The sequence below is a fragment of the Salinibacter sp. 10B genome, from assembly GCF_002954405.1.
Taxonomy (GTDB): domain Bacteria; phylum Bacteroidota; class Rhodothermia; order Rhodothermales; family Salinibacteraceae; genus Salinibacter.
In genome coordinates, this window is the sequence record NZ_MQWC01000004.1 from 3,420,851 (window position 1) to 3,442,207 (window position 21,357).

Here is a 21,357-nt window from a genome sequence, read left to right on the forward strand (position 1 = left end):
TCCCAGTGGCCGTTCCTACTGGAGCGCGACGAATCGACGCCTCGCAACGGATATGACGAATCCCACCTGCCCAGTATTGTGGAGCCCCCTGTGTCTCCAAGAACACGGGGGGTGGGGGATGATCGTCCTGATGATGATTGCGAGCCTCAGCGCGGCAGAGCCGCTGCAGGCACAGACTAGAGCCGACCGGGCCGCTCAGGATTCGCTCTCTCTGCTGGAGCGGTATCAGCGGGCGCGCATCCGGCTGCTGGCGCGAGAAGTGCTTTCGGGATCGCGTCCGCTCCGGGTGTTGCCGCCCAAGACCCTTCCGACGCAAGCTCCCCCGCTTGTGGCCACGGCCGCGGCGTCCGACACGTCCACGACAGTCGACGCGCCCCCGCCTTTTCCCCTGGACGACGTGCGACGGGTGCGGGATCTGGAGCGCTCCTGGTTCCTGGACCGATACAGCAACGTCGAGTGGGCCTACTACGGAAGCGGAACGCGCATTAATTTCATCGACACGGCACGTACGCGCGACCTCCGCGCTCGTCTGCAGGCCCAGTTTGGGGATCCCACCCGCACGTTTGCGGACGTCTACTCCAACGAATGGGCACGGGCTCCCGACAGCACGCGCGAAGAGCCGATTCAATTTTCCTACTGGTTCGTCGTGAATGGCGGGCTGCCGGTGCGCGTGACGGACGTTGACGGGCAACAAGGGCGAGGGCTTATTGTATCTACCCGCCGATCGCACCGCGACCGACTTCCCGCCCTCCGGGCCGCTCTGCTCGAGCCTCTACGCGAGGGCGAGCGGGCGCCCTACGTTGATTACGTGTACGTGGAACAGACGAACCATTATTTCCGGGTCGGTTTTGACGGCCAGGACTTTTTCCGCGAACGCATCTCCCGTTTTGACATTGTATCGGGACGGCGGCCTCGGTTGGATGCACGCGACACGAACTCTTCCCCTGAGCGGGCATCGAATCCGGCGCCCTCGTCTCCCTAATTCCCCACCTGATCAACGATCCCTTTGTCCAACTCCATCGACATGTCCACCCGCGACCGTTCGCACCGGGATTCCGACGACGAAACGCCCCGAGAAAAGGGAGAACTCCGCCAGTGGGCCGAAGCCTTCATTGTCGCTTTCGTCGTCGTCTTGATCATCCGCACGCTTTTCTTTGATCTCTTCCGAATCCCGACACCCTCAATGGAGGAGAATCTGCTTGTGGGGGACTATCTTTTTGTGTCGAAGCTCCACTACGGCACGCGGATGCCGATGAGTGTGGGGGTTCCCTTCACCTCTATCTACATGCCCGGCGTTTCTTTTCCGTACACCCGTCTTGGAGGGTTCTCTGAGGTGCAGCGGGGAGACCCGATTGTGTTCAATTTTCCGCCAAAGGAGGGGCCAATCGATCGGAAGGTGCACTACATCAAACGCGTGATCGGCATGCCGGGAGAGAAGATCGCAGTGCGGGACAAGGTTGTGCACGTCGGGGAACGTTCCCTGCCCCTGGGACGCGGCATGCAGCAGTACTGGAGCGTGAGGAAGTCAGACCCTCGCTACCAGATTCCTCGCAATCGCATGGAGGAAATCGGCATTAGCGAGGTGAAGCCTACGCAAAGCGCTACGACGATCCGGATCCTGGCCACCCCTGCGGCAGCACGCCAAGTGCACTCGTGGTCGTGGGTCGAATCGGTGGAGCCTTACATTTTCCGAAACTCGAACTACGGGGATTTGATGTATCCCTCCGGACGAGGATACACGCCGGACAACTATGGGCCGGTTCGCATTCCCAAAAAAGGGGAGACCATCACTCTCACCGATAAGAACTGGTCTGTCTATAAGCCAGTGATTGTGCGCTATGAGGAGCGGGATGCTCGTCAGATGACCGATTCGACCTTTGCGATCGAAGGCGAGCGTACCACCACGTATACATTTCAGCAGGACTATTTCTTCGTGATGGGGGACAACCGGGACAATTCTGAAGACAGCCGGTTTTGGGGGTTCGTGCCGATGGATCACGTGGTGGGGAAGGCAATCATCACGTACTTCTCTTGGGACCACCAGGCGTGGATGCCCCGCTTTGGGCGGATTATGAATCCCATTGAGGACGACGAGGTCTTCCGGGATCAGACGGTCATGCAGCAGCTGTCGGATTCGGCGACGGTGGAGCGTCGTCCCGGGAACCGTCGTTCACCTCGTCGGGGGACTGCTGAGAAGAGGGCGCCTTCGTCTTCACGGGCGACGACGGCGAGCACAGCCTCGGCAGACGCAAACCAGATTTCCGGCTCGAAATGACAGATCAACTCAATACCGAATGCGATGGAGACGGGGCCCTGGAAGAGGGGGTGCCGAACGAGGTCGTTTTGACCCCGACCGTGCAGCTTCTCAAGGGATTTGCGGACGACACGCGTCTTCGCATCCTATGCTTGCTGCGAGACCGAGAGGTCTGCGTCCATGAGATCGTCGACGCGCTCGACATGAGCCAGTCCGCCGTGAGCCACCAGCTCCGCGTGCTGCGAGACGCGCGTCTCGTATCACACCGTCGGGACGGGCGCCACGTCTACTACCGTTTGGCCGACGACCACGTGCGGGAGATGCTGGAAAATGCGCTGTCGCACGGGGCCGAGAACGAGTGAGGCGTGAAGCGTGAGAATCCGTCTGGCGGACGTTCTATAGGCTCCGCCTTCGCGGAGCTCGTGCACGAGGTCTTCTGTATGCGTCCAATTATTTCACTTCAGACCGAATTTGGACGCTGGGGCTCGGCGTTCACGTCTGTGTGTGTGCGAGGACGGGCGCAGTGTCCTCGACCTTGACGCTCTGAAGATGTATCTTCCGTCCCCAGTGTGACAGGGACGCGGGAGCACCAGATGGGACTGGCCTGGCCATCCAGTTTGAGAACAAGGGGCCTCTGCTTTTGGAAGTGATCGGTTCGTTTCAGGATGGGTCTGTACGAAACAATCTATGTTCTCTCTATTCTAACAAATGAACATATGCTCATACATTGACAGGTAGTCAGATGGCGATCGTGTTTGGGAGCACACTGGCGGTCACGCTTCTGCTGGACCTCACGGTGCTAGTGACGCTGGCTGTTCCGTCTCTGCGCATCTGGCCGCCGCCCGGACGGCAGACGTGGCAGTACCGGGGCACGTGGACGCTCTTCTCCCTCGCCTTCGTTGGGGTTCTCGTCGTGGGCGGGCTCGATGCCGGAAGTTTCGGGCTGGATCGCCAGCTACGCGATGGGCTCCATCGGGCACCGCGCGGCTCTGGGGCTGGAGGCCGAGTTGGTCACGGAGGGGCCGTACGCGATCTCTCGAAATCCGGGCTACGTCGGTGACCTCCTGCTGATGATTGGGTACGTCGTGCTGACTGACTCGCGATTGGCGGCAATCGTCGCGGCCGTAGGCGCGATTTGGTTCATTCTCGCTCCGTTCGCCGAGGAGCCGTGGCTCGAAACGCAGTACGGGGAGGCCTACCGCCGCTACAAGGAGTGCCATCCCCGCTTTCTCGGGGTCGTTTCGGACGTAGATCGATGACCTCATCCGCCATCTATGTTCACGCAATACGCATCACGCAATACGTCCTGCTGAGAGGAGCACTGCCTCAGAAGGACCGCAAAAGCGCCGCACCACAACGCACCGAGACGAACCATGTCCGACCGCATTCAACTCGACCTTCCGATTCTTCTGCCCGATGTGCCGGACGCCAAAGATGCGTGCGTGGAGCGGCTCACGACAAGCCTGCAGGGGCACGCCGGCATCGATCGGGCGCACGTGGCCCCGGCCGAGAACGGGACCGCGGACCGGCTCTGCGTGCACTACGATCCGGAGACGATCTCGCTGTCGCGCATCCGGCAGATGGCCAAGAGCCTGGGCTCTGAGATCACCGACCAGTACGGGCACCTCGTTTGGGGCGTCGAGGGCATTTCACACCCCCGTCGGGCGCGGACCATCGCCAAGCGTCTGCGCCGAATCGAGGGGGTGGTGGAGGCGGAGGCGAGTGCCAGTGAGCGGATCCGCGTGGAATTCGTCCGATCGGCGGTCAGCGAGCAGGCGATTCGGGAGACGCTGCGCTCGATGGGCGTTCGGGTTCGCGGTGACGTGATTGACGTGCGCGACGTAGGAGCAGGCGGGCATCATCATGAAGAAGAAAATCATGATCACGATCATGACCACGGTGGGATGTTTGGCGAGCAGACCGAGTTGATCTTTGCGATTCTGTCAGGTCTCTGTGTTGTCACCGGATTCGGGGTCTCGTTCGTAGGAGCTGTGCCGGGATGGGTCGCTGTTTCCGTATATGGGGTCGGGTATTTCTTCGGCGGGTACTATACGGTCCGCGAGGCCGTCGACGCCCTTCGAGTGGGCGAGTTTGAGGTCGACTTTCTGATGCTGGTGGCGGCTGTGGGGGCAGCAGTACTTGGAAAATGGCTGGAAGGAGCGTTTTTGCTCTTCCTCTTTTCGCTCGGCCATGCCCTGGAGCACTACGCGATGGGACGCGCCCGGCAGGCCATCGAGAGCCTTGCGGAACTGGCCCCCGACACGGCGCTCATCCGACGGAATGGGGAGGAGGTGGAGGTGCCAGTCGAGAAGCTGGCGGTGGGCGACACCGTGCTCGTAAAGCCCGGCGCACGCATCCCGGCGGACGGCATCGTGGTGGAGGGGGAGAGTGCCGTTGATCAGTCGCCCGTGACGGGGGAGAGCGTGCCCGTTGACAAGACGCCGGTCGACGATCCCGGCGCGGCGATGGAAGCCCCCGACACCCTGGGCGCCACGCATCGGGTGTACGCTGGGACGATCAACGGAAATGGTGCCATCGACGTGCGCGTGACGGCCCCCTCCGACGAAACGACGATCTCCAGGGTCGTGCAGATGGTGACGGAGGCGGAGGCCGACAAATCGCCCACCGAGCGGTTCACCGACCGCTTCGAGCGCATCTTCGTCCCCTCCGTCCTGGGCCTCGTGGTGCTTCTGCTCTTTGCCTGGGTGCCCCTCGACGAGACATTTGCCGACAGCTTCTACCGCGCGATGGCCGTACTCGTGGCCGCCAGCCCGTGCGCCCTGGCTATTGCTACGCCGAGCGCCGTTCTCAGCGGCGTTGCACGCGCCGGACAGAGCGGTGTGCTCGTGAAGGGGGGCGGCCCGCTTGAACAGCTCGGCCGCCTGGGGGCAGTGGCCTTTGACAAGACCGGCACCCTCACCGAAGGCGAGCCGCGCGTGACCGACGTGTGGCCTTATGACGATACGTCCGAAGCCGACCTTCTGCGCGCCGCTGTCGTTGTCGAGCGCCTCAGCGACCACCCGCTGGCGGAGGCCGTCGTCCAGTACGGAGAAGAGCACCTGGACGACACGGGAGCGGCTGCATCCGACCTGGAGAGCGTAACGGGGCAGGGCGTCAAAGCCACGGTGGACGGCGAGCCCGTCTACGTGGGGAAGGACGATCTCTTTGACGAGAAAGGTGATCTGAGAGTGCCAGGTCCGCCTCTTCCCGAGCCCATCCGTGAGCAGGTGGAATCGTTGGAGTCGGAGGGCCGGACGACGATGATCGTGCAGAAGGGCGAACGCTACCTTGGCGTGATTGGGCTGTCCGATGCGCCCCGAGAAGAGGCAGCGGCGATGGTAGAGCGCCTACGGGACCTCGGCATCCGGCGCATGATCATGATTTCGGGCGACAACCAGCGCGTGGTGGATGCCGTGGCAGCCCAGCTAGGGATCGACGAAGCACGCGGCGATTTGTTGCCCGACGATAAGGTGACGGCGGTACAGCAGCTCCGAGAGGAGGAAGACGTGGCGATGGTGGGCGACGGCGTGAACGACGCTCCGGCCATGGCGAACGCATCGGTCGGCATTGCAATGGGCGCCGCCGGGTCGGACGTGGCATTGGAGACGGCCGACGTCGCCTTGATGGCCGACAAACTCGATCCACTCCCCTTTGCGGTTGGGCTCTCGCGACGGACCCGCCGCGTCATTCGGCAGAACCTGTGGCTGGCGCTAGGCATGGTCGCGATTCTCGTGCCGGCTACGATCTTCGGTTTGCAGATCGGGCCCGCCGTGGTGCTGCACGAAGGGTCGACGCTCCTCGTGGTGGGCAATGCGCTCCGGCTGCTGGGATACGAAGCGTAAAGACGAGGAGAGCAGCGGCGCGTGGGCGACAATTGGCAAAGTCGACGAGGGCGCCCACTTTCGCAGGAGCCACAGGCTCCCACGTGCATGAACACTCAGACGCAAACGCTACTCACACCGGAATCGGTGCCACTGCTTGGTTACCGGCTCGGCGGTGCAGGTCCCTTCAATGTTGCAGAGCACGCCGATCGAGTCGGGAGGGACTACTGTCCGGGACGTAGGGGCTGTTACGTACCCTCGAGCGGGCCAGAGCCCCTCACCCGACCAGGCGCAAAGCACATTAGCCTCGCGGTCATAGCGAAGGTAGTCCACGCCGAGGTCGAGCATGAGACTGCGGGCCTGGGCGTTGCCGGTATTGCGGAGCCAGAAGAGGGAGGAGTCGGATTGCGCTTTGGCCTGCGCAACGGCGCGCTGCACGAGCTGGTTATACTGCGCGGGGGCCTTCGACGGGGGCGTGGGCGGTTGGCACCCCACGAGTCCCACCGCGAGAAGGGCGGTCAGCACGCCCGGCACAAACGACGAAGAGGAGAACGGCATAGCGGAGAGGCTTACAGGGTCAGATTCACGCCGACGCGAAAGGAGCGGCCCGGTCGGGGAAGCCCCAGTCCAATGTAGACCGTTTCGTCGGTCAGGTTTTCGCCGCGAAGGTATATGCTCCCTCCAACAACGTCCGTGAAGGAGGCCAGGTCGTAGCTGAGGCGGGAGTTCAACAAGACGGAGGGAGAAGAGGGGAGGGTTACAAACACGTTTTCCTCATTTCGAGCGTACACGCCGCCGGTGTATCGAGCCTGTCCCGTGAGAGAAAGCCCAAACGAGAAGTCGTACGACACCGTGCCGGTTCCCAGCCAGGACGGCTTCTCGTCGAGTCGCTGGACGCGGCCGTTTTCCGTAATGCCCCTGGGGTGAGACCACGTCACATTTCCGTCTAGCAGGAGTGCGTCCGTCGGGGTCCAGCGGACCGTCGTTTCGAGGCCATAGATGCGTGCGCCCTGCAGGTTGATGCGTCGTTCCTTCAGGGTATCATCGGGCGTTAGTGTGCTTCTTTGCCCGACGCTACACGCGTCAATTGGGGCTTGAAGACGGACGGTGCACTTTCCAATCGTGTTCTTGACTCGATTAAGGAAAGCGGTGGATTCGACGGAGAAGGACGCCGTCCGACGCTCAATGCCGATTTCCCCAATCCAGGCGGTGACGGGTTTGAGGGTTGGATTGGGCACAAACTTTCCGATGGCCGCACCATAGAGCTCACGCATTGTGGGAAACCGGCTCTTGCGCCCCGCTGCCGCACGGAGAGCCCATCTCTCTGACAGGTCGGCACGCACTCCGGAGGTAAGCCCCCAGGCGTAAAACGGATCGCGCTCCGGAAACGGGCCTGTCTCCGGGTAGTCCGCTCCGTCGAGATTGACGCCGGCTGAAACCTCGATCTGCGAATGGACCTGGGCGTTGTATTCGAGGCCCGCGCTAACGATGTGTTGCTGAAAGACTGTTGTTGAGTCGGCCGAGGAATCCGACGGTCCATTAGGAATGGTCGTCTTCTCGTGCTGGCTCGTAAGCCCATTGACCGCCAGCGTGAGGCTCCCGAGGGGGAAGTTCTGGGTGCCGATCAGGCGTGCCCCCGCCGTGAGGTCGCGTCCCTGCTGCGTGCTCACCAATTCGTTGTACTGAACACTGCGATAGTCGGCAATGTCCTGGGCAAAACGACTTCCCCACGCGGCCCCTCGAACCGACGTGTTCGTGCCGAGGGGCGTCTGTCCGCTCAAGATCAGGGTGGACTTTTGCCAGAGGGGATATCGCCAGTAGCGCGACTGTGCATCCGTGGCGTTTCCTTCCGGTGCCACTCCTTGCTCTGCATTTACGTGGAGGAGCGACAGTCCCATCTGTCCTCCGTCAGCAAAGCGGTAACTCGCCCGTCCAAAGCCGCTAAGCAGCCGTCGGTCGGTATTCACGCGGCGGTCGTCGAGGGGTTGGTTGTTTTCGAGGGTGGCGTTGCGGGGAAGCGGCTGGTCGCCCCGGGCCGAATATTGAACGGCAGCCGTGTAGTCCCATTGCTCCGTGCGTCCCAGGTGGGTGACCGTGGCACGCCGTTGGTCGGCGGTGCCGACGGCCCCGGTCAGTTCGGTTTTTCGTCCCGGTGCGTCGAGCGTGCGGGATTGGAAATTGACGGCGCCGCCGAGGACGTTGGCGCCGTACCGAATGGAGGGCACGCCCTTCGTGACTGTAATCTCCTCAACCACACTCGCCGGAATGAGGCTAATATCCACCCGATTGTCCCAGGGGATGTTGAGGAGGGCCCCATCGAAGAACTGACCGACCTGGCGGTCGCCCGCGTTCCGGAAGTAGAGAATGGTCTGTCCCCGCGAATTCGTCTGCACGTGAGTGGCCGGCACCAGCGGCGCCAGTTCCGAGACATCTGCCGCATCCTGCTGCTCAATGGTGCGTGCGTCAATGCGCTGGACCGTAGAGACGGACTGGGTTGTTCGTCCTTGGCGGCCGGCAACGACAATTTCGTTCAGCGAGTACCGGCGAGGAGCAAGCGCGAGGGAGAGACGCTGCGTTTGCTCCGCCTGCACCACAATCGATTGGCCTTGGGTCTGAAACCCGAGAGCGGACGCCTCAATGCGGTATTGGCCCGGGGCAACGCGAAGCTGAAACGTTCCGGTCGAGTCTGTGCTTGTGCCCCAGCGCTGGTCGTCTTGTCGCAGCACGACATTGGCGCGGGGCACAGGCGTTTCCGTGCGGGCCTCTACGACCGTTCCGCGAACCGTCCCGGTCTGTGCTTGGGTGTGTTCGGTCCCGAGTCCGAGAAGGAGGACCGCGAGAATAACGAGTTGGCCGAGCGTGGGGGGATGCATAAACGATCGGCTGTGCTGGTGAAGATGAAAATGTCGTCTCCTGGTGCCAGTGGCTACCCGTTGGGACAGGCCGGAGCAAGGGGGCTAAAATGCTCGCAGTCGTTTTTCCCGCCCAGTACAGCATCGTTTATAATCAAAACAGCTTCTTAGAGACTGTTTTGAGTTGACACGATCGCATTTTAGGCTGAGCGTAACAACCGCAGATCGTCGAGATGCGTCTGGAGTGAGGGCTTCCGAACTATTATTGGTCCCCCATCGGCGAAACACCTCTCCGATTTTCAATCCGACCAAAAATCAAAACGTCCCTTACTCGGTGCTCCCGGTTTGCTCTTCCATCTGCAGGCCCGGGGTTCCTCCTACGCCCTCCAGTGCCTCGGTCATGCTGATGGCCGTTGGGCTGTCGGTGCGCGGGAAGCGAACCGGCGTGATCATGTAGCTGCTCGGAAGTTGGGTTGGCGCGCGCGGAATGGAGGTCCCTCGAACGGTCGCCCATACCTTACGGGTGGTGCGCTCATACTGGCGCTGGAGAAGACGCCGGTCGGTAATCATTGCTCCGTAAATGCGGTGCAGCGTACGGTGGGCACTCTCCCCCGTCAAGCGATCAGCCTGCTCGCGGTGTTGGGCAAGCACCGCCTCGTGGGAGGCAATCAGCGACCGATAGCGTTCGGCGAGGGCCCGCAGCGTATCCGTCGATTCGGCGGCCGATTCGAGGCGGCGAAGGTCCGACTGGGCCCGTCCAAGATCCTGCTCGATTTGCTGGACCGTCTGCTGAATTGCATTATAGGTCTTCTGCTCGGACTGGTAGCCGGCGTCGCCGTAGGTGCGGCAGCCTACGAGTAGCAGGGCCCCTGCAAGAAGGACGGCGACGGGGAACGAGGAACGGGTCATGGCCAAGCGCGGGCGGTGAGTGGGCGAGTACATGTTTGGAGGAGTGCGGGCAGCCAGCGGGAATCGCATCGGAATGCACAAGGCATCGTCCGGGTTGCGAATGCCTCAGAGAACCGGAACGAGGACGCACGCAGGCGGAATTCGATTCCTGCAGCCCATATTCGGGGACTGGCCGTAAGAGATCCACGAAAAATAAGGTGCGCGATGCGCGGGAGTGTTTCAACGGCTCCGGTGCGGACTTCCGCTCTTTTCACGCGCGAGAGGCGTCGTCCGTTCGTGAAACGATCCTGCCCGCAGAGAAACACCCCGTGTAGCCGGATGGTACTCATTCCGGAACGGGGAGTGCCTACCGAGTGCTTGTTGTTCCTCGACCGTCCCGTCGTTTCCTGCACCGGCTTCCCAATGGTTCAATGAGTGAGCAGACGGCCCGCCTCGTCGATCGTCTTCGCGCCCGGTTACAGCAGACCACTCGCCGCATGACGTGGGCGGAACTCGCGTTCGGGGCTGCTGTCGCCGTAGGCACGGTTGCAGGAGGGTGGGGCTTGGCGGCTCTACTCGAAGCGACGTTTTGGCTCGGCACGGCGGCCCGAACGGCTCTTGCCGCCGCCGTTGGCAGCGTTACGGTTGGGGTTGGGGCAGCTCTTCTTGCCCGCCCGCTCGGACGATTGATTGGCCTGCTTCCCGGTCCCTCCGACCAGGAGGTTGCCCGAAAGGTTGGGAATCATCACCCGCACGTGGCGGATCGGCTGGTGAACCTGCTTCAGCTGGCAGAGGGCGAGCGGAGCCATGCTCCGGCTCCGTTCGTCGACCGAGCCGTCCAGAATCTGGCGGAGGACCTGGATGACGTATCGTTCGACGAGGTGGAGAACTTCGGACGAGCACAGCGGGCCCTTCGCCTCGCCTCGCTTCCCCTGGCCGGGGTTCTGGCGTTTTTGTTGATTGCTCCCTCGACCTTCCTAAATGCATCGGAGCGCCTTCTAGCCCCGGCTACCGAATTTGACCGGCCGGCCCCCTTCGAGCTCTCCGTGGCACCGGGCAGCGTGCGTCTCGTGCGGGGCGATTCCCTCGAGATTACCGTTCGGGCAAGGGGGGCTGCTCCGACCGAGATGACCCTGGAGCGCCGGACGGAGGCGGGGGCTGCTCCCGAGCAAATTTCGCTTCGTCCGGACTCGACCGGCACGTTTCGTCATTCCGTTCCCACTGTTCGGACGGCCTTCGAGTACCGGGTACGAACGGCCCCAGTCCAGACGGACTGGTACCGCGTAGAGGTGGCCAGGCGGCCGCTGGTGCGGCGTCTCCAGCTTACGGTTACGCCTCCGTCCTACACCGGCCTTCCCAGCCGCACGCTCGATCCGAACGTGGGCGACGTCGCCGGGGTGCCGGGGACCCAGGTAACGGTCGAGGCCGCGCTTGGGGGGCCGTCCGTCGAGAATGCGCGGCTCGTCTTCGACAACGACGATACGCGTCTACTGGAGGTGCGGGACGGAACGGCGCGCGGGCGCTTCTCGCTGCAGCGAGAGGGAACGTACCACCTGCGCCTCGAAAGCACGGCGGGCACCGACAATCGGGACCCGATCCAGTATCAGATGTCGCTGCAATCGGATGCCCGACCGTCCGTACGCTTCTTACAACCGACCGGCCCCACCGACCTGACCGATGCCCTCCGGCAGCCCCTTCGCGTACAGTTGAGCGACGACTACGGCTTTACGCAGGCGAAGCTCTACTACCGGCTTTCCGAGCAGCGATTTGGGGAGGAGGAGGCGTCGTACTCGTCGATAACGCTCCCGCTGCCGAGTCCGGGCCAGACCAGTCAGACGATCGCACACGAGTGGTTGCTGGCGCAGGATACTGGGCTCGACCCGCAGCCGGGAGACGTGATCTCCTACTACGTGCAGGCCTGGGACAACGACACGGTGAACGGACCCAAGAGTGGGCGCACGACCACTCAGCGCCTCCGCATGCCGTCCGTTTCCGAGCAGTACGACCAGTTGAACGAGACGGAGGAGCAGGCGGGCGAGCAGATGGAAAAGCTCCGCCAGCGCTCCGACTCGGTCCAGCAGCAGTTTCAGCAGCTGCGTCGGGAACTGCGTCGCACACGGGAGGCCGACTGGCAGGATCGACAGCAGCTCCAACGCATCCAGCAGAAGCAGCAGTCGATGGACAGGGGCGTCGAGAAGCTGTCGAAGCAGATGCAGAAGATGAACCGCCAGATGCAGCGAAATGGCCTGTCGAGCTCCGACTTGAGCAAACAGTTTCAGGAGCTGCAGCGCGTAATCGAAGAGATTCAGTCCCCCGAGCTACAGCAGGCCCTGCAGCAGCTGCGGAAGGCGATGCAGAACAACAACCTGCGCCAGATGCAGCAATCGATGGAAAAGGTACAGAAGAGTCAGGAATCGTACCGCAAGCGACTGGATCGGACCCTCTCGCTCTTCAAGCAACTGAAGGCGCAGCAAAAGCTTGAAGAAATGGCGCGCCGCGCTGGAGAGATGAGCGAGCTGCAGAAGAAGCTGCGGGAAAAGACACAGGAGCGAATGAACGAGTCGGCGGGCGAACAGACCAGTGCCGAGGAGCAGCGGGCCTCTGAGCAAGAGAAGGCAGGGAAAACGTCGTCTGACGCCACGCAACCGTCTGCCGATTCCACCCGAGAGGCACGGCAGCAGGCTCCTTCTTCGGATTCGACGGCCCGGTCTGGCCAGCAGCGGGACGGGCAGGATCCACAGCAGAACCGAAATCGACAAGCGGGAGCCCAACAGACGGGCGGGCAGCAGCAACAGGCCCAGCAGAGGGCCGGCCAAAACGAAGACCTAGCGTCTGAGCAGGAGCGGGCGGCGAAAAAGATGAAGGAGTTGCAGGAGGCCCTACAGAAGGCCCGGCAGGAGATGAAGGACGTACAGTCGGCCCCTCAGAAGCAGCTCCAGCAGATGAACCAACAGCTCCAGCGGCAGAACCTGCCGCAACAGATGCAGCAGAACAGTCAGCAGCTCCGGCAGAACCAGTTGCAGGACGCCCAGCAAGGCCAGCAGCGGATGCAGCAGTCCCTGCAGAAGATGCAGAAGCAGCTATCGCAGATGAAGAGCCAGATGCAGGGCCAGCAGCGACAGATTAACCTTGCCGGTCTTCGCACCGCCCTCGAAAATACTCTTCGTCTCTCCAAGCGTCAAGAGTCACTCCGCACCACGATCGACGATCTTGCGGCGGAGGGGCCGACGCTGCGCTCCTATGCCCGGGACCAGAAAGTCCTCTCGGATGGACTCAAAACAGTGACCGACTCCCTCGAGTCGATTGCTGAGCGGGTGCCCCAGATGACGAAGGAGGTACGAAAGAAATCGGGCAATGCGCTCCGAGCGATGGAAACGGCCATGACGGCCCTGGACGAGCGCAACGCCAGCCGGGCCACCGGGCATCAGAAGACCTCGATGATGCACCTGAACGAGCTGGCAATTCTCATCTCCGACCTCCTAGAGCAGCTGCAGAACCAGCAGGGGTCCGGCAGCGGCATGTCGATGCAGCAGATGCGCCAGCAGCTGCAGCAGATGTCCGGTCAGCAGCAGAAGCTCAATCAGCAAATCCAGCAGCACCTGAACAACGTGAAGGGACAGCGTCTGACCCCGGACCAGGCGAAGCGCCGAAAGGAGTTGGCCAAGCAGCAGCGCCGCATCAAGCAGCAGCTCCAAAATATGGAGGTGGGCAGCGAGGCGAAACAACAAATTATGGGCGATCTTCAGAAGATCGCTGAGCAGATGGAGAAAAGTGCACAGGAGCTCGATCAGAGGCGCCACTCGCGAGATCTTGTCGAGCGCCAGCAACAGATTCTTACTCGGCTTCTCAACGCTCAGAAATCCCTCCGTACCCAAGGGAAGCAAGAGCAGCGGCAGGGGCGACGATCGGAGGACGAATACGATCGGAACCGGCCGGGCGAGCTTCCGCAAACGGAGGAGGCCGACCAGCTGCGGCGAGACCTGATTCGTGCTCTGGAAATGGGGTATAGCTCCGATTACGAGGAACTCATCAAGCGCTACTTTGAGCTTCTGCAGCAAGAGGAACCGACCACACCAGCCGATTCCGCGGGCTCGTGAGGGGAGTGATGAGACAGCGCGCGGTTCGTCCGCCCTTCGTGGACCGCCACCGAGAAAACAATATTTTCACGGTCTTGACGATGGTATCCGTGTTTAACCGGGCTCTACGTTGATTCTGGAGGTCCCCACCGGTATACTATTATGCTTCGTTTTTTATCAGAAGTCCGTTTGCTGCCACTACGCCTTTTTTCGTTTGGGGACACACGCCCGCTCATGCATTCCTTCCGGTGCGGGTGTGTCTGTGAGGCCCCGGCGTTTGCAGGAAAGTGATCGGTCGTAGAAGGCTCCGGGGCGCGAAGCACTCGGAGCGGGTTCGTTTTCCGGTCAGTTCATTCATTCCAAGCTTGCCTTCGTTCGTATGGCTCAATCCAGACGCGTTCTTTTCGTCGCCGGTGAAGTTACGCCTTTTGCCGAAACCTCTTCGATCGCATCTCTGGCTCGAATGCTTCCCGAGCAGTTGCAGGGTGCGGGGGATTTTCAGGCCCGCGTCATGATGCCATGTTACGGCACCATTGACGAACGAGAGCACAACCTGCACGAGGTTATTCGCCTATCGGGCACCGACGTGCCAATGGGAGATGACACCGAAACGCTCATCGTGAAAGTGGCCTCTGTCCCCGATGTGCGACTGCAGGTCTACTTCATGGATCATGAGGCCTACTTCGGCGACGGCAGTCTCTCGGTGGACGAGAACCGGCCCTCGTTCGATGATGTCTTCCGTCGCGCGCTCTTCTTCAACCGAGCTGCCCTCGAAACCATTCAAAAGCTTCGGTGGGGGCCCGACTTCATTCACTCGCTTGGATGGATGGGAGGGCTCCTTCCCCTTCTTCTTGAATCGGAATATGGGGACCGAGAACATCTAGGCAGTCCCCAGTCGGTCTTCACCCCCGACGACCAGGACCCGGGAACCTCCGTTCCTGCTGATTTGGCCGCGAGCATGGGGCTTTCGATTGACGGGAGCGCCTCTTCAACCGTCTCGGAGATCGGATTCCAGCACGCCGACGCATCCATTCTTCCGCCGGGGATCCCTGCGGTGGATGGGGCGTCCCAGTTTGATGCCGATGCTACGAAGCACGGGACTCAGCTTGCGTCGCTCTACGATCAAATGCTGAGTGAAGTCCCTGCGTAGCGGCGTGTCGTCCAGAAACACCCTGCTTTACGGGGACATTCATCGTAGGGCTTTTCTTCCCCAAGCACGATTACGAGGGGGCTGCAGAGCGATGGGCAGCTTTCTCTATGGTCGTCGCCCGACGGGAAGAATAATCGTGGGGGGACGGTCGTTTGCTGTGTCCTGCCCTTTTGGAAAAGGACCGTGTCTATGAAGTATACCCGCCTCGCAACCGCGGCGATCTGCGGTGCTGTACTGCTCTTCGTCGTTAGTGCCTGTTCGGACCTCACCGGCGTGGGGTCGGAGGTCGGCGATCCCCTGGAAGGAGGGGATCCGGAGTCGTTCGAGCTCCTGGCCGACAGTCTTGCGGGGAATACGCTCCCGGCCGCCACGGGCTATGCGATCCCGGCCGTTGCTCCGCCCGACCAGCGCCGGACGTGGCGTTTTCTGACGGGTCGAGTCGATGATCCGCTCGTGGGACAAATCCGGGCGGACGGATATCTGGACCTCGATTCGACGGATGCCGTGCCGGAGGCGATTCAGGGTGCCGATCCCGATACGCTGCAGGCCGAGCTTCGCCTCACGACTACGTACCTGCATGGCGACTCTTCATCGACGCTGCAGGTTGAGCTCTATGACCTCGCGCAAGAAGTGGAAATGAGTCGGGCGCCGGCCGACACGACATTTGAGACGGAGGGTGGGCCCATTACTACCGGCTCGATTTCGCCCACCGACTCGCTCGTCACCCTTTCGTTGCCGTCGTCTTGGATCGCGGAGCACCAGGGCACCCTTCTGAATCCCTCGGCCAACCTGGAGGACAACTTCTATGGGTTGAAGGTGGCGCCGACGAATGGAAACGTGGTGGTCGGGTTTGAGTACCGTACGGCTCAGCTTCGCATCCGCACCGATAGTCGGAGTCGATCGGTCGACTACCAGCTCGACCAGGCCTTCACTCACATTGAGGCATCCGGAAGCCCAAGCGTTTCGCCGGATGAGGGCTCTGAGGTGTTGCTCGATGGAGTAGGGCGCGGGCTTTACATGAGCTGGAGTGACAGCCAAGTGCTCGACTCGCTTCGGGAATCAAATACCCCCCTCAACCGGGCCGAAATTACGGTGCCCATCGACACGATACAGACACAGGCCTCTCTTGAGGGAATGCCCGATTCGTTCGTGCGGCCCCTTCCGAGCGGGTACCGCATTCGGGCCGTTCGGAGGCCGAGTAGTCCAGCGTGTAATCAATTTGGGCTCTTCGTACTGCCGGAGTCGGCTCAGACGTGCCTGATTCCCACCAATCCCGACTGGGTTCCCTCGGCGGCACGAGCCGCATCCGATGTTGCGTTCTCCATTTTTAATCGCGGAGTCGCCGAACCGCTGGCCTTTTCCTCGTTCCGGGTGGAGCTGGCCGAGCGGACGACGGCCTCTCCGTCCGACCGTGAAACGGTACGGCGAGGACTTCCCAGCACGCTTCCGGCGATCGTACGCACCGACGCCCCGGCAGGAGGAGATACAGACATCCTGCCCCGGGTTACGCTGGTGGTGACCCCCCTGTAGCAGCCTCCCTCAGCGAGGCGTTCGTTCTGCTGTCTTGGAGCAAACTCGAAATTGTGGTTATGTCGCTGTTTTCGTCCCGCGGTGTTGTGTGGAGTGGCGTCCTGGTCGTCCTGCTGTTCTTGGGAAGTGCCGGGCCGGTGCACGCTCAATCCAACGGCGACGGGTCCATCTACTCCCGCTTCGGCCTGGGAACTCTACAGGACTTTTCCTCCTCCCAGAGCCAAGCGATGGGCGGTGGAGCCTATGCCCTTCGCAGTCTCAACTACAACGCCATGGGCAACCCGGCTCTGTGGAGCGATCAGATTTTCACTCGCCTCTCGGCCGGGGTCGGGGTCCAGCGCATTGCCGCAAGTGATGGGGGCAATCCGACGAGCTACCTCTCTTCTGGGCAGATCGAAGCGGTTCAGTTTAGCTTTCCGCTCTACGATCAGACCCTTGGAGTGGGCCTGTCGTTCCAGCCGTACACACAGCGCAATTTCCGGACGCGAAAGAACGGACGCCTCGATCTCCAGGTCTCCCCCCCGAGTTCATCCGACGACGGGGTGGCAGAGGTGCCCTACGATGTCAACTTTCGGGGCACCGGCGGCCTTCATCGGTTCCGGGGCGGGCTGGGGTATCGCGTGACAGACTTTCTGCGGGTTGGGGCCAGCGCCGATGTGGTCTTCGGCATCATGGAAAGCAAACGGAGCACGGAGTTTGGCAATGTCCCCATTCGCGACGTAACGACCTCCGACCGGGTGCGTCTGGTCGGGGTCGGGGGAACGGTCGGGGCCCATCTGGCGCTGAACAACGTCTTTCAGAGTGACGATGCGTTCTCAGTTGGAGGAGCGGTGATGCTCCCGACCACCCTGAACGGCACCCGCGTGCTGACGCTTGCGGAAGGCAGTCCCATCGCGTCCGATACTCTGTCCTCAGTGGACGGCGACGTGTCGCTTCCCTGGCGCAGTCGGTTTGGGGTGGCGTATCAGCCGAATGCGCGCTGGACCTTCACGGCGGACGGGCTCTACGAGCCCTGGAGCACCTTTACCACGACGTTCCAACAGGGCGGGACCTTTGCACGCTCGTTTCCGGTGGGCGGCACCGGCACCCTCACCGATCGCTGGCGCGCTTCGGTTGGGACGGAGGTGATGCCGGCTGGCACCGACCAGCTTGCGGGCTACCTTGCGAGAGTGGCCTACCGGCTGGGGGCCTACGTCGAACGCATGTACGTTCGGCCGAACGGCACAACCGACCTCGATACCTATGCGGTTACGGGGGGGGTAAGCTTGCCGACCTCTCTTTCTGGCACGCGGATTGACCTAAACCTCACTGCCGGTACGCGGGGCACCACGTCCGGCTCGCTCGTGAAGGATACCTTTTACGGGGTCTCTCTTCACGTGAACTTCGGTGAACGCTGGTTCCAAGAACGTAAGCTGCGATAATTGCTCTGATGCCGGTCCTGTGTTTCCGCTGCTGACCCTACGCAGCGGACGCATGTGGGCAGGCGGAACTCCCGAAACCCGCCCGTAGGCGTCTAGTCTAACTGTCGTGGCCTGTACAATATATAAGACAGATGAACACTCCCGATATGTCCCCTGCCGACCGTTTTTCGTCTCTGTTAACGCATGTCCTTGGGCTGACGCTTGGCCTTCTGATGCCGTTGAGTTTGATCGGTCACCCTGCTCAGGCGCAGGACTCCGGCCCGAGCAAGCAGCAGAAGGCGATGCATTACAGCCTTTACTACGAAAGCTTTAAAAACGACGAATTCCAGAGTGCGAAGAGCGACCTGGAGTGGATGATTGAAAACGCGCCCGGATTTCCGGACGGGGGCGACCGCAACTACCGCCGGTACTTTGAGCTCTACGAAGGACTTGCAAAGAAAGCAAGCAATGAGGAGAGCCGCCGGGCCTATCTCGACACGGCCGCTACGGTTCTCGCCACGGCGCCCAAAAAGATGGAGGAGCTCGGGCTCACGTACAGCGAGTACTCGTGGGAAATCCGAAAGGGACGATTCCTCCAACAGCATCAGGATGCCCTTCCGGACCTGAGTACGGATGCACTGAAAGACTATCGGGTCCATTACAAAAACGCGTTTGAGCTTGCGCCGAAGGAGGTCGATCCCTACTACATTCAACAGGTGCTTCGGGGATATCTCGAAAACAACAATCAGCAGAAGGCCCTCGACTTCGTAGAGACGGTCGAGTCGAAGCGGGGAGACGACGAGGAGGTGCAAAAGATTCTTGCCTCTGTCCGAAACGATATTTTTGGGAAGAACCCGCAGGCAAAAGTCAAATATCTGGAGAAGCAGATGAAGGCATATCCGGACAGTGCCGGGGTCATGCAGTCGCTCTTCGATGCGTACGTACAGCAGGGCAACATTGAGAAGGCGTCGAAGCTTGCCCCCAAGCTCATGGAGACCGACCCGCCGGCCGAGACGGTGCGAGAAATTGCCGAGATGCGATTGGAGGACGGACGTCCGAAAGCGGCGCTCGAAGCCTACAGCCAGGCCGCCGAGCAGGGGGCAGAGCTGAAGGCCGAGGATTACTTCAAGCGCGGACAGGCCTACCAGCAGATGAACAGCTTCTCGAAGGCCCGTCAAGAGTATCGGAAGGCACTCGATGCGGACCCCGAATTTGCGCGGGCTCTCATCGGAATCGGCGACCTCTACGCTCGGGCCGTCAATGAGTGCAGTGGCGGGGAGCTCAGCCGGAAGGACAAGGCTGTGTACTGGGCGGCCGTGGACAAGTATGAGCAGGCCATCGGGGTAGATTCCTCGATTGAGTCCATTGCCAACAATAAGATCCAGAGCTACCGCAAGGTATTTCCCACGCAGGAGGACATCTTCTACCGGGAAGATTGGGAGCAGGGCGGCAGCTTCACCATCGATTACGGCTGCTACTCCTGGATCGGAGAGACGACCACTGTCCGCCAGGCACCGTAGCTTTGCATCGGAGCGGACGTACCGATCTGCGATTATGGATTGAGGACTGATCATTGAGGCCGGCGAGTGTTCGCACTCGTCGGCCTTTTTCGTTGGGGATGGGGGTTCGATCGGATCGGGACGTCCCCTTGTACTTTTCCCCCCTGTTCGCCTACATTGAGGGCGGTTTCGGAACCGGCGGACCTTGTCCGGAAACGACGACGGTCGGCCGGTGTCTCCATACGTTTTCATCACCCTGCTTCGGACGATCTCAGCACCTATGGCTTCCATTCAATCCGTCATTGCTCGTCAGATTCTGGATAGTCGCGGCAACCCTACGGTTGAGGTGGATGTGACCACCGAGGACGGCGTACTGGGCCGAGCGGCCGTGCCGAGCGGGGCGTCTACGGGGGAGTATGAGGCCGTGGAGCTCCGAGACGAAGACCCGGACCGTTTTCGAGGAAAGGGGGTCACCAAGGCCGTGCACAATGTGAACGCGACCATTGCACCGGAACTGGAGGGCCGAAGCGTACTGGAGCAGGTGGCAATTGACCGGACGCTTCTCGCGCTCGACGGGACGGAAGACAAGTCGGAGCTTGGAGCAAATGCACTGCTGGGCGTCTCCCTCGCGACCGCCAAGGCCGCTGCCGCTACGCTTGGCCTTCCGCTCTTCCGGTACGTGGGGACGGCTCGAGCCTCAACGCTGCCGGTTCCCCTCATGAACATCCTCAATGGAGGGGAGCACGCGGACAACAACGTCGACATGCAGGAATTCATGATTGCGCCGGTCGGCCCGTCGTCCTTTGCCGAGGTGCTGCGCGTTGGCGTGGAGGTCTTTCACACCCTCAGTGGTGTACTTCACGACCGGGACTATAGCACGGCGGTGGGCGATGAGGGTGGCTTTGCCCCCGATCTCCGGTCTAACGAGGAGGCAATTGAACTCGTGGTGGAGGCCATCGAGGCGGCCGGATTTACCGCGGGCGAGGACGTGTTTGTAGCCCTCGACCCTGCGACCGCCGAGATGTGTGAGGACGGCGAGTACGTGTTCTGGAAGAGCGACCCTGGCAATCCCCGCTCCTCCGAAGAGATGGTGGAGTATTGGAGCAACTGGGCCGACGAATATCCCATTCTCTCCATCGAGGACGCGATGGACGAAGACGACTGGGCGGGCTGGCAGATGCTGACGGACGCCATTGGAGACACGGTGCAACTCGTGGGGGACGACCTCTTTGTGACGAACACCGAGCGCCTTGAGCGTGGCATTGACGAGGGATGCGGCAATTCGATTCTGGTAAAACCCAACCAGATCGGGACCCTGACTGAAACCCTCGACGCGGTGGAGATGGCTCATAAGAATGGGTTCACGGCGATCCTGAGCCACCGGTCCGGGGAGACGGAGGACACGACCATAGCGGATCTGGCCGTCGCCCTCAGTACCGGACAGATCAAAACGGGATCGGCGAGCCGCAGCGACCGTGTCGCGAAGTACAACCAGTTGCTGCGTATCGAGGAGCAGCTGGGCGCAGCTGCCGAGTTTCCGGGCCTCGATGCCTTTCCGCTCACGAGCTGATTCCCGTTCACCATGCGTATTCCCTGGCCGACCTCGAAGAAGAGCCTCCGCCGCTGGCTCATCGGAGGGGGAGTGTGTGCCCTTCTCATCTGGATTGCCTTCTTCGACAGTCACAGCCTGCTCCGGCGCTACCAGTGGCACCAGGAGTACGATCGCCTCTCGACTGAGAATGAGCAGCTCCGTCAGGACATCCGGCGCCTGCGGAAAAAGCTGGACCGGCCCCTCTCCGACTCTCTTATTGAGCGGATTGCTCGAGAGGAGTACGGCATGAAACGCCCGGACGAAACCATCTACCGACTGAAGGAAAGCAAATAGAG

The 21,357-nt window shown here is 61.5% G+C and carries 15 protein-coding genes; 12 read left to right on the top strand and 3 right to left on the bottom strand.

Annotated features, from left to right (window positions below; genetic code table 11):
- The first annotated feature begins 118 nt into the window (after positions 1–118).
- The 5 genes from BSZ35_RS13975 (at position 119) to BSZ35_RS13995 (ending at position 6,096) form a co-directional block, all read left to right on the top strand.
- Entirely contained in the window at positions 119–982 is an 864-nt protein-coding gene (locus tag BSZ35_RS13975; protein WP_146110109.1) for a hypothetical protein, read from the top strand.
- Between the two features lie 42 nt (positions 983–1,024).
- Complete coding sequence (gene lepB, locus BSZ35_RS13980) at positions 1,025–2,275, top strand: signal peptidase I (RefSeq protein ID WP_105013022.1); 1,251 nt, start codon at positions 1,025–1,027, stop codon at positions 2,273–2,275.
- Positions 2,272–2,616: a metalloregulator ArsR/SmtB family transcription factor gene (locus BSZ35_RS13985; protein ID WP_105013023.1), complete on the top strand. Its 345-nt coding sequence runs from the start codon at positions 2,272–2,274 to the stop codon at positions 2,614–2,616. Before lepB ends, BSZ35_RS13985 begins: the two co-directional genes overlap by 4 nt.
- 564 nt (positions 2,617–3,180) lie before the next feature.
- Entirely contained in the window at positions 3,181–3,513 is a 333-nt protein-coding gene (locus BSZ35_RS19935) for a methyltransferase (RefSeq protein ID WP_258096482.1), read from the top strand.
- A 114-nt stretch (positions 3,514–3,627) separates the two neighbouring features.
- Positions 3,628–6,096, top strand: coding sequence for a heavy metal translocating P-type ATPase (locus BSZ35_RS13995; RefSeq protein ID WP_105013024.1), 2,469 nt, complete (start codon positions 3,628–3,630; stop codon positions 6,094–6,096).
- Between the two features lie 108 nt (positions 6,097–6,204).
- Here the strand turns inward: BSZ35_RS13995 and BSZ35_RS14000 are convergent, their stop codons facing one another.
- From BSZ35_RS14000 to BSZ35_RS14010, 3 genes are all read right to left on the bottom strand, one after another.
- The gene (locus BSZ35_RS14000) at positions 6,205–6,633 is read right to left on the bottom strand and encodes a hypothetical protein (RefSeq protein WP_105013025.1); all 429 of its coding nucleotides are present in this window, start codon (positions 6,631–6,633) and stop codon (positions 6,205–6,207) included.
- Between the two features lie 11 nt (positions 6,634–6,644).
- Positions 6,645–8,948, bottom strand: coding sequence for a TonB-dependent receptor (locus BSZ35_RS14005; RefSeq protein ID WP_105013026.1), 2,304 nt, complete (start codon positions 8,946–8,948; stop codon positions 6,645–6,647).
- 306 nt (positions 8,949–9,254) lie between these two features.
- Positions 9,255–9,836, bottom strand: coding sequence for a hypothetical protein (locus BSZ35_RS14010; protein ID WP_105013027.1), 582 nt, complete (start codon positions 9,834–9,836; stop codon positions 9,255–9,257).
- Positions 9,837–10,246: 410 nt separating this feature from the next.
- Here BSZ35_RS14010 and BSZ35_RS14015 point away from each other — a divergent pair, with 410 nt between their 5' ends.
- The 7 genes from BSZ35_RS14015 (at position 10,247) to BSZ35_RS14045 (ending at position 21,355) form a co-directional block, all read left to right on the top strand.
- Positions 10,247–13,912, top strand: a complete 3,666-nt coding sequence (locus BSZ35_RS14015; RefSeq protein ID WP_105013028.1) for a DUF4175 family protein — start codon at positions 10,247–10,249, stop codon at positions 13,910–13,912.
- A gap of 358 nt (positions 13,913–14,270) precedes the next feature.
- On the top strand, positions 14,271–15,041 hold the full coding sequence (locus BSZ35_RS14020; RefSeq protein WP_105013029.1) for a glycogen/starch synthase: 771 nt from the start codon (positions 14,271–14,273) through the stop codon (positions 15,039–15,041).
- A 189-nt stretch (positions 15,042–15,230) separates the two neighbouring features.
- Positions 15,231–16,571, top strand: a complete 1,341-nt coding sequence (locus tag BSZ35_RS14025) for a hypothetical protein (protein WP_146110110.1) — start codon at positions 15,231–15,233, stop codon at positions 16,569–16,571.
- A gap of 59 nt (positions 16,572–16,630) precedes the next feature.
- The gene (locus BSZ35_RS14030) at positions 16,631–17,992 is read left to right on the top strand and encodes an outer membrane protein transport protein (protein ID WP_258096489.1); all 1,362 of its coding nucleotides are present in this window, start codon (positions 16,631–16,633) and stop codon (positions 17,990–17,992) included.
- Between the two features lie 131 nt (positions 17,993–18,123).
- On the top strand, positions 18,124–19,491 hold the full coding sequence (locus tag BSZ35_RS14035) for a tetratricopeptide repeat protein (RefSeq protein WP_258096492.1): 1,368 nt from the start codon (positions 18,124–18,126) through the stop codon (positions 19,489–19,491).
- A gap of 259 nt (positions 19,492–19,750) precedes the next feature.
- Positions 19,751–21,040: a phosphopyruvate hydratase gene (gene eno / locus BSZ35_RS14040; protein WP_105013031.1), complete on the top strand. Its 1,290-nt coding sequence runs from the start codon at positions 19,751–19,753 to the stop codon at positions 21,038–21,040.
- A gap of 12 nt (positions 21,041–21,052) precedes the next feature.
- Complete coding sequence (locus tag BSZ35_RS14045; RefSeq protein WP_105013032.1) at positions 21,053–21,355, top strand: septum formation initiator family protein; 303 nt, start codon at positions 21,053–21,055, stop codon at positions 21,353–21,355.
- Positions 21,356–21,357: the final 2 nt, after the last annotated feature.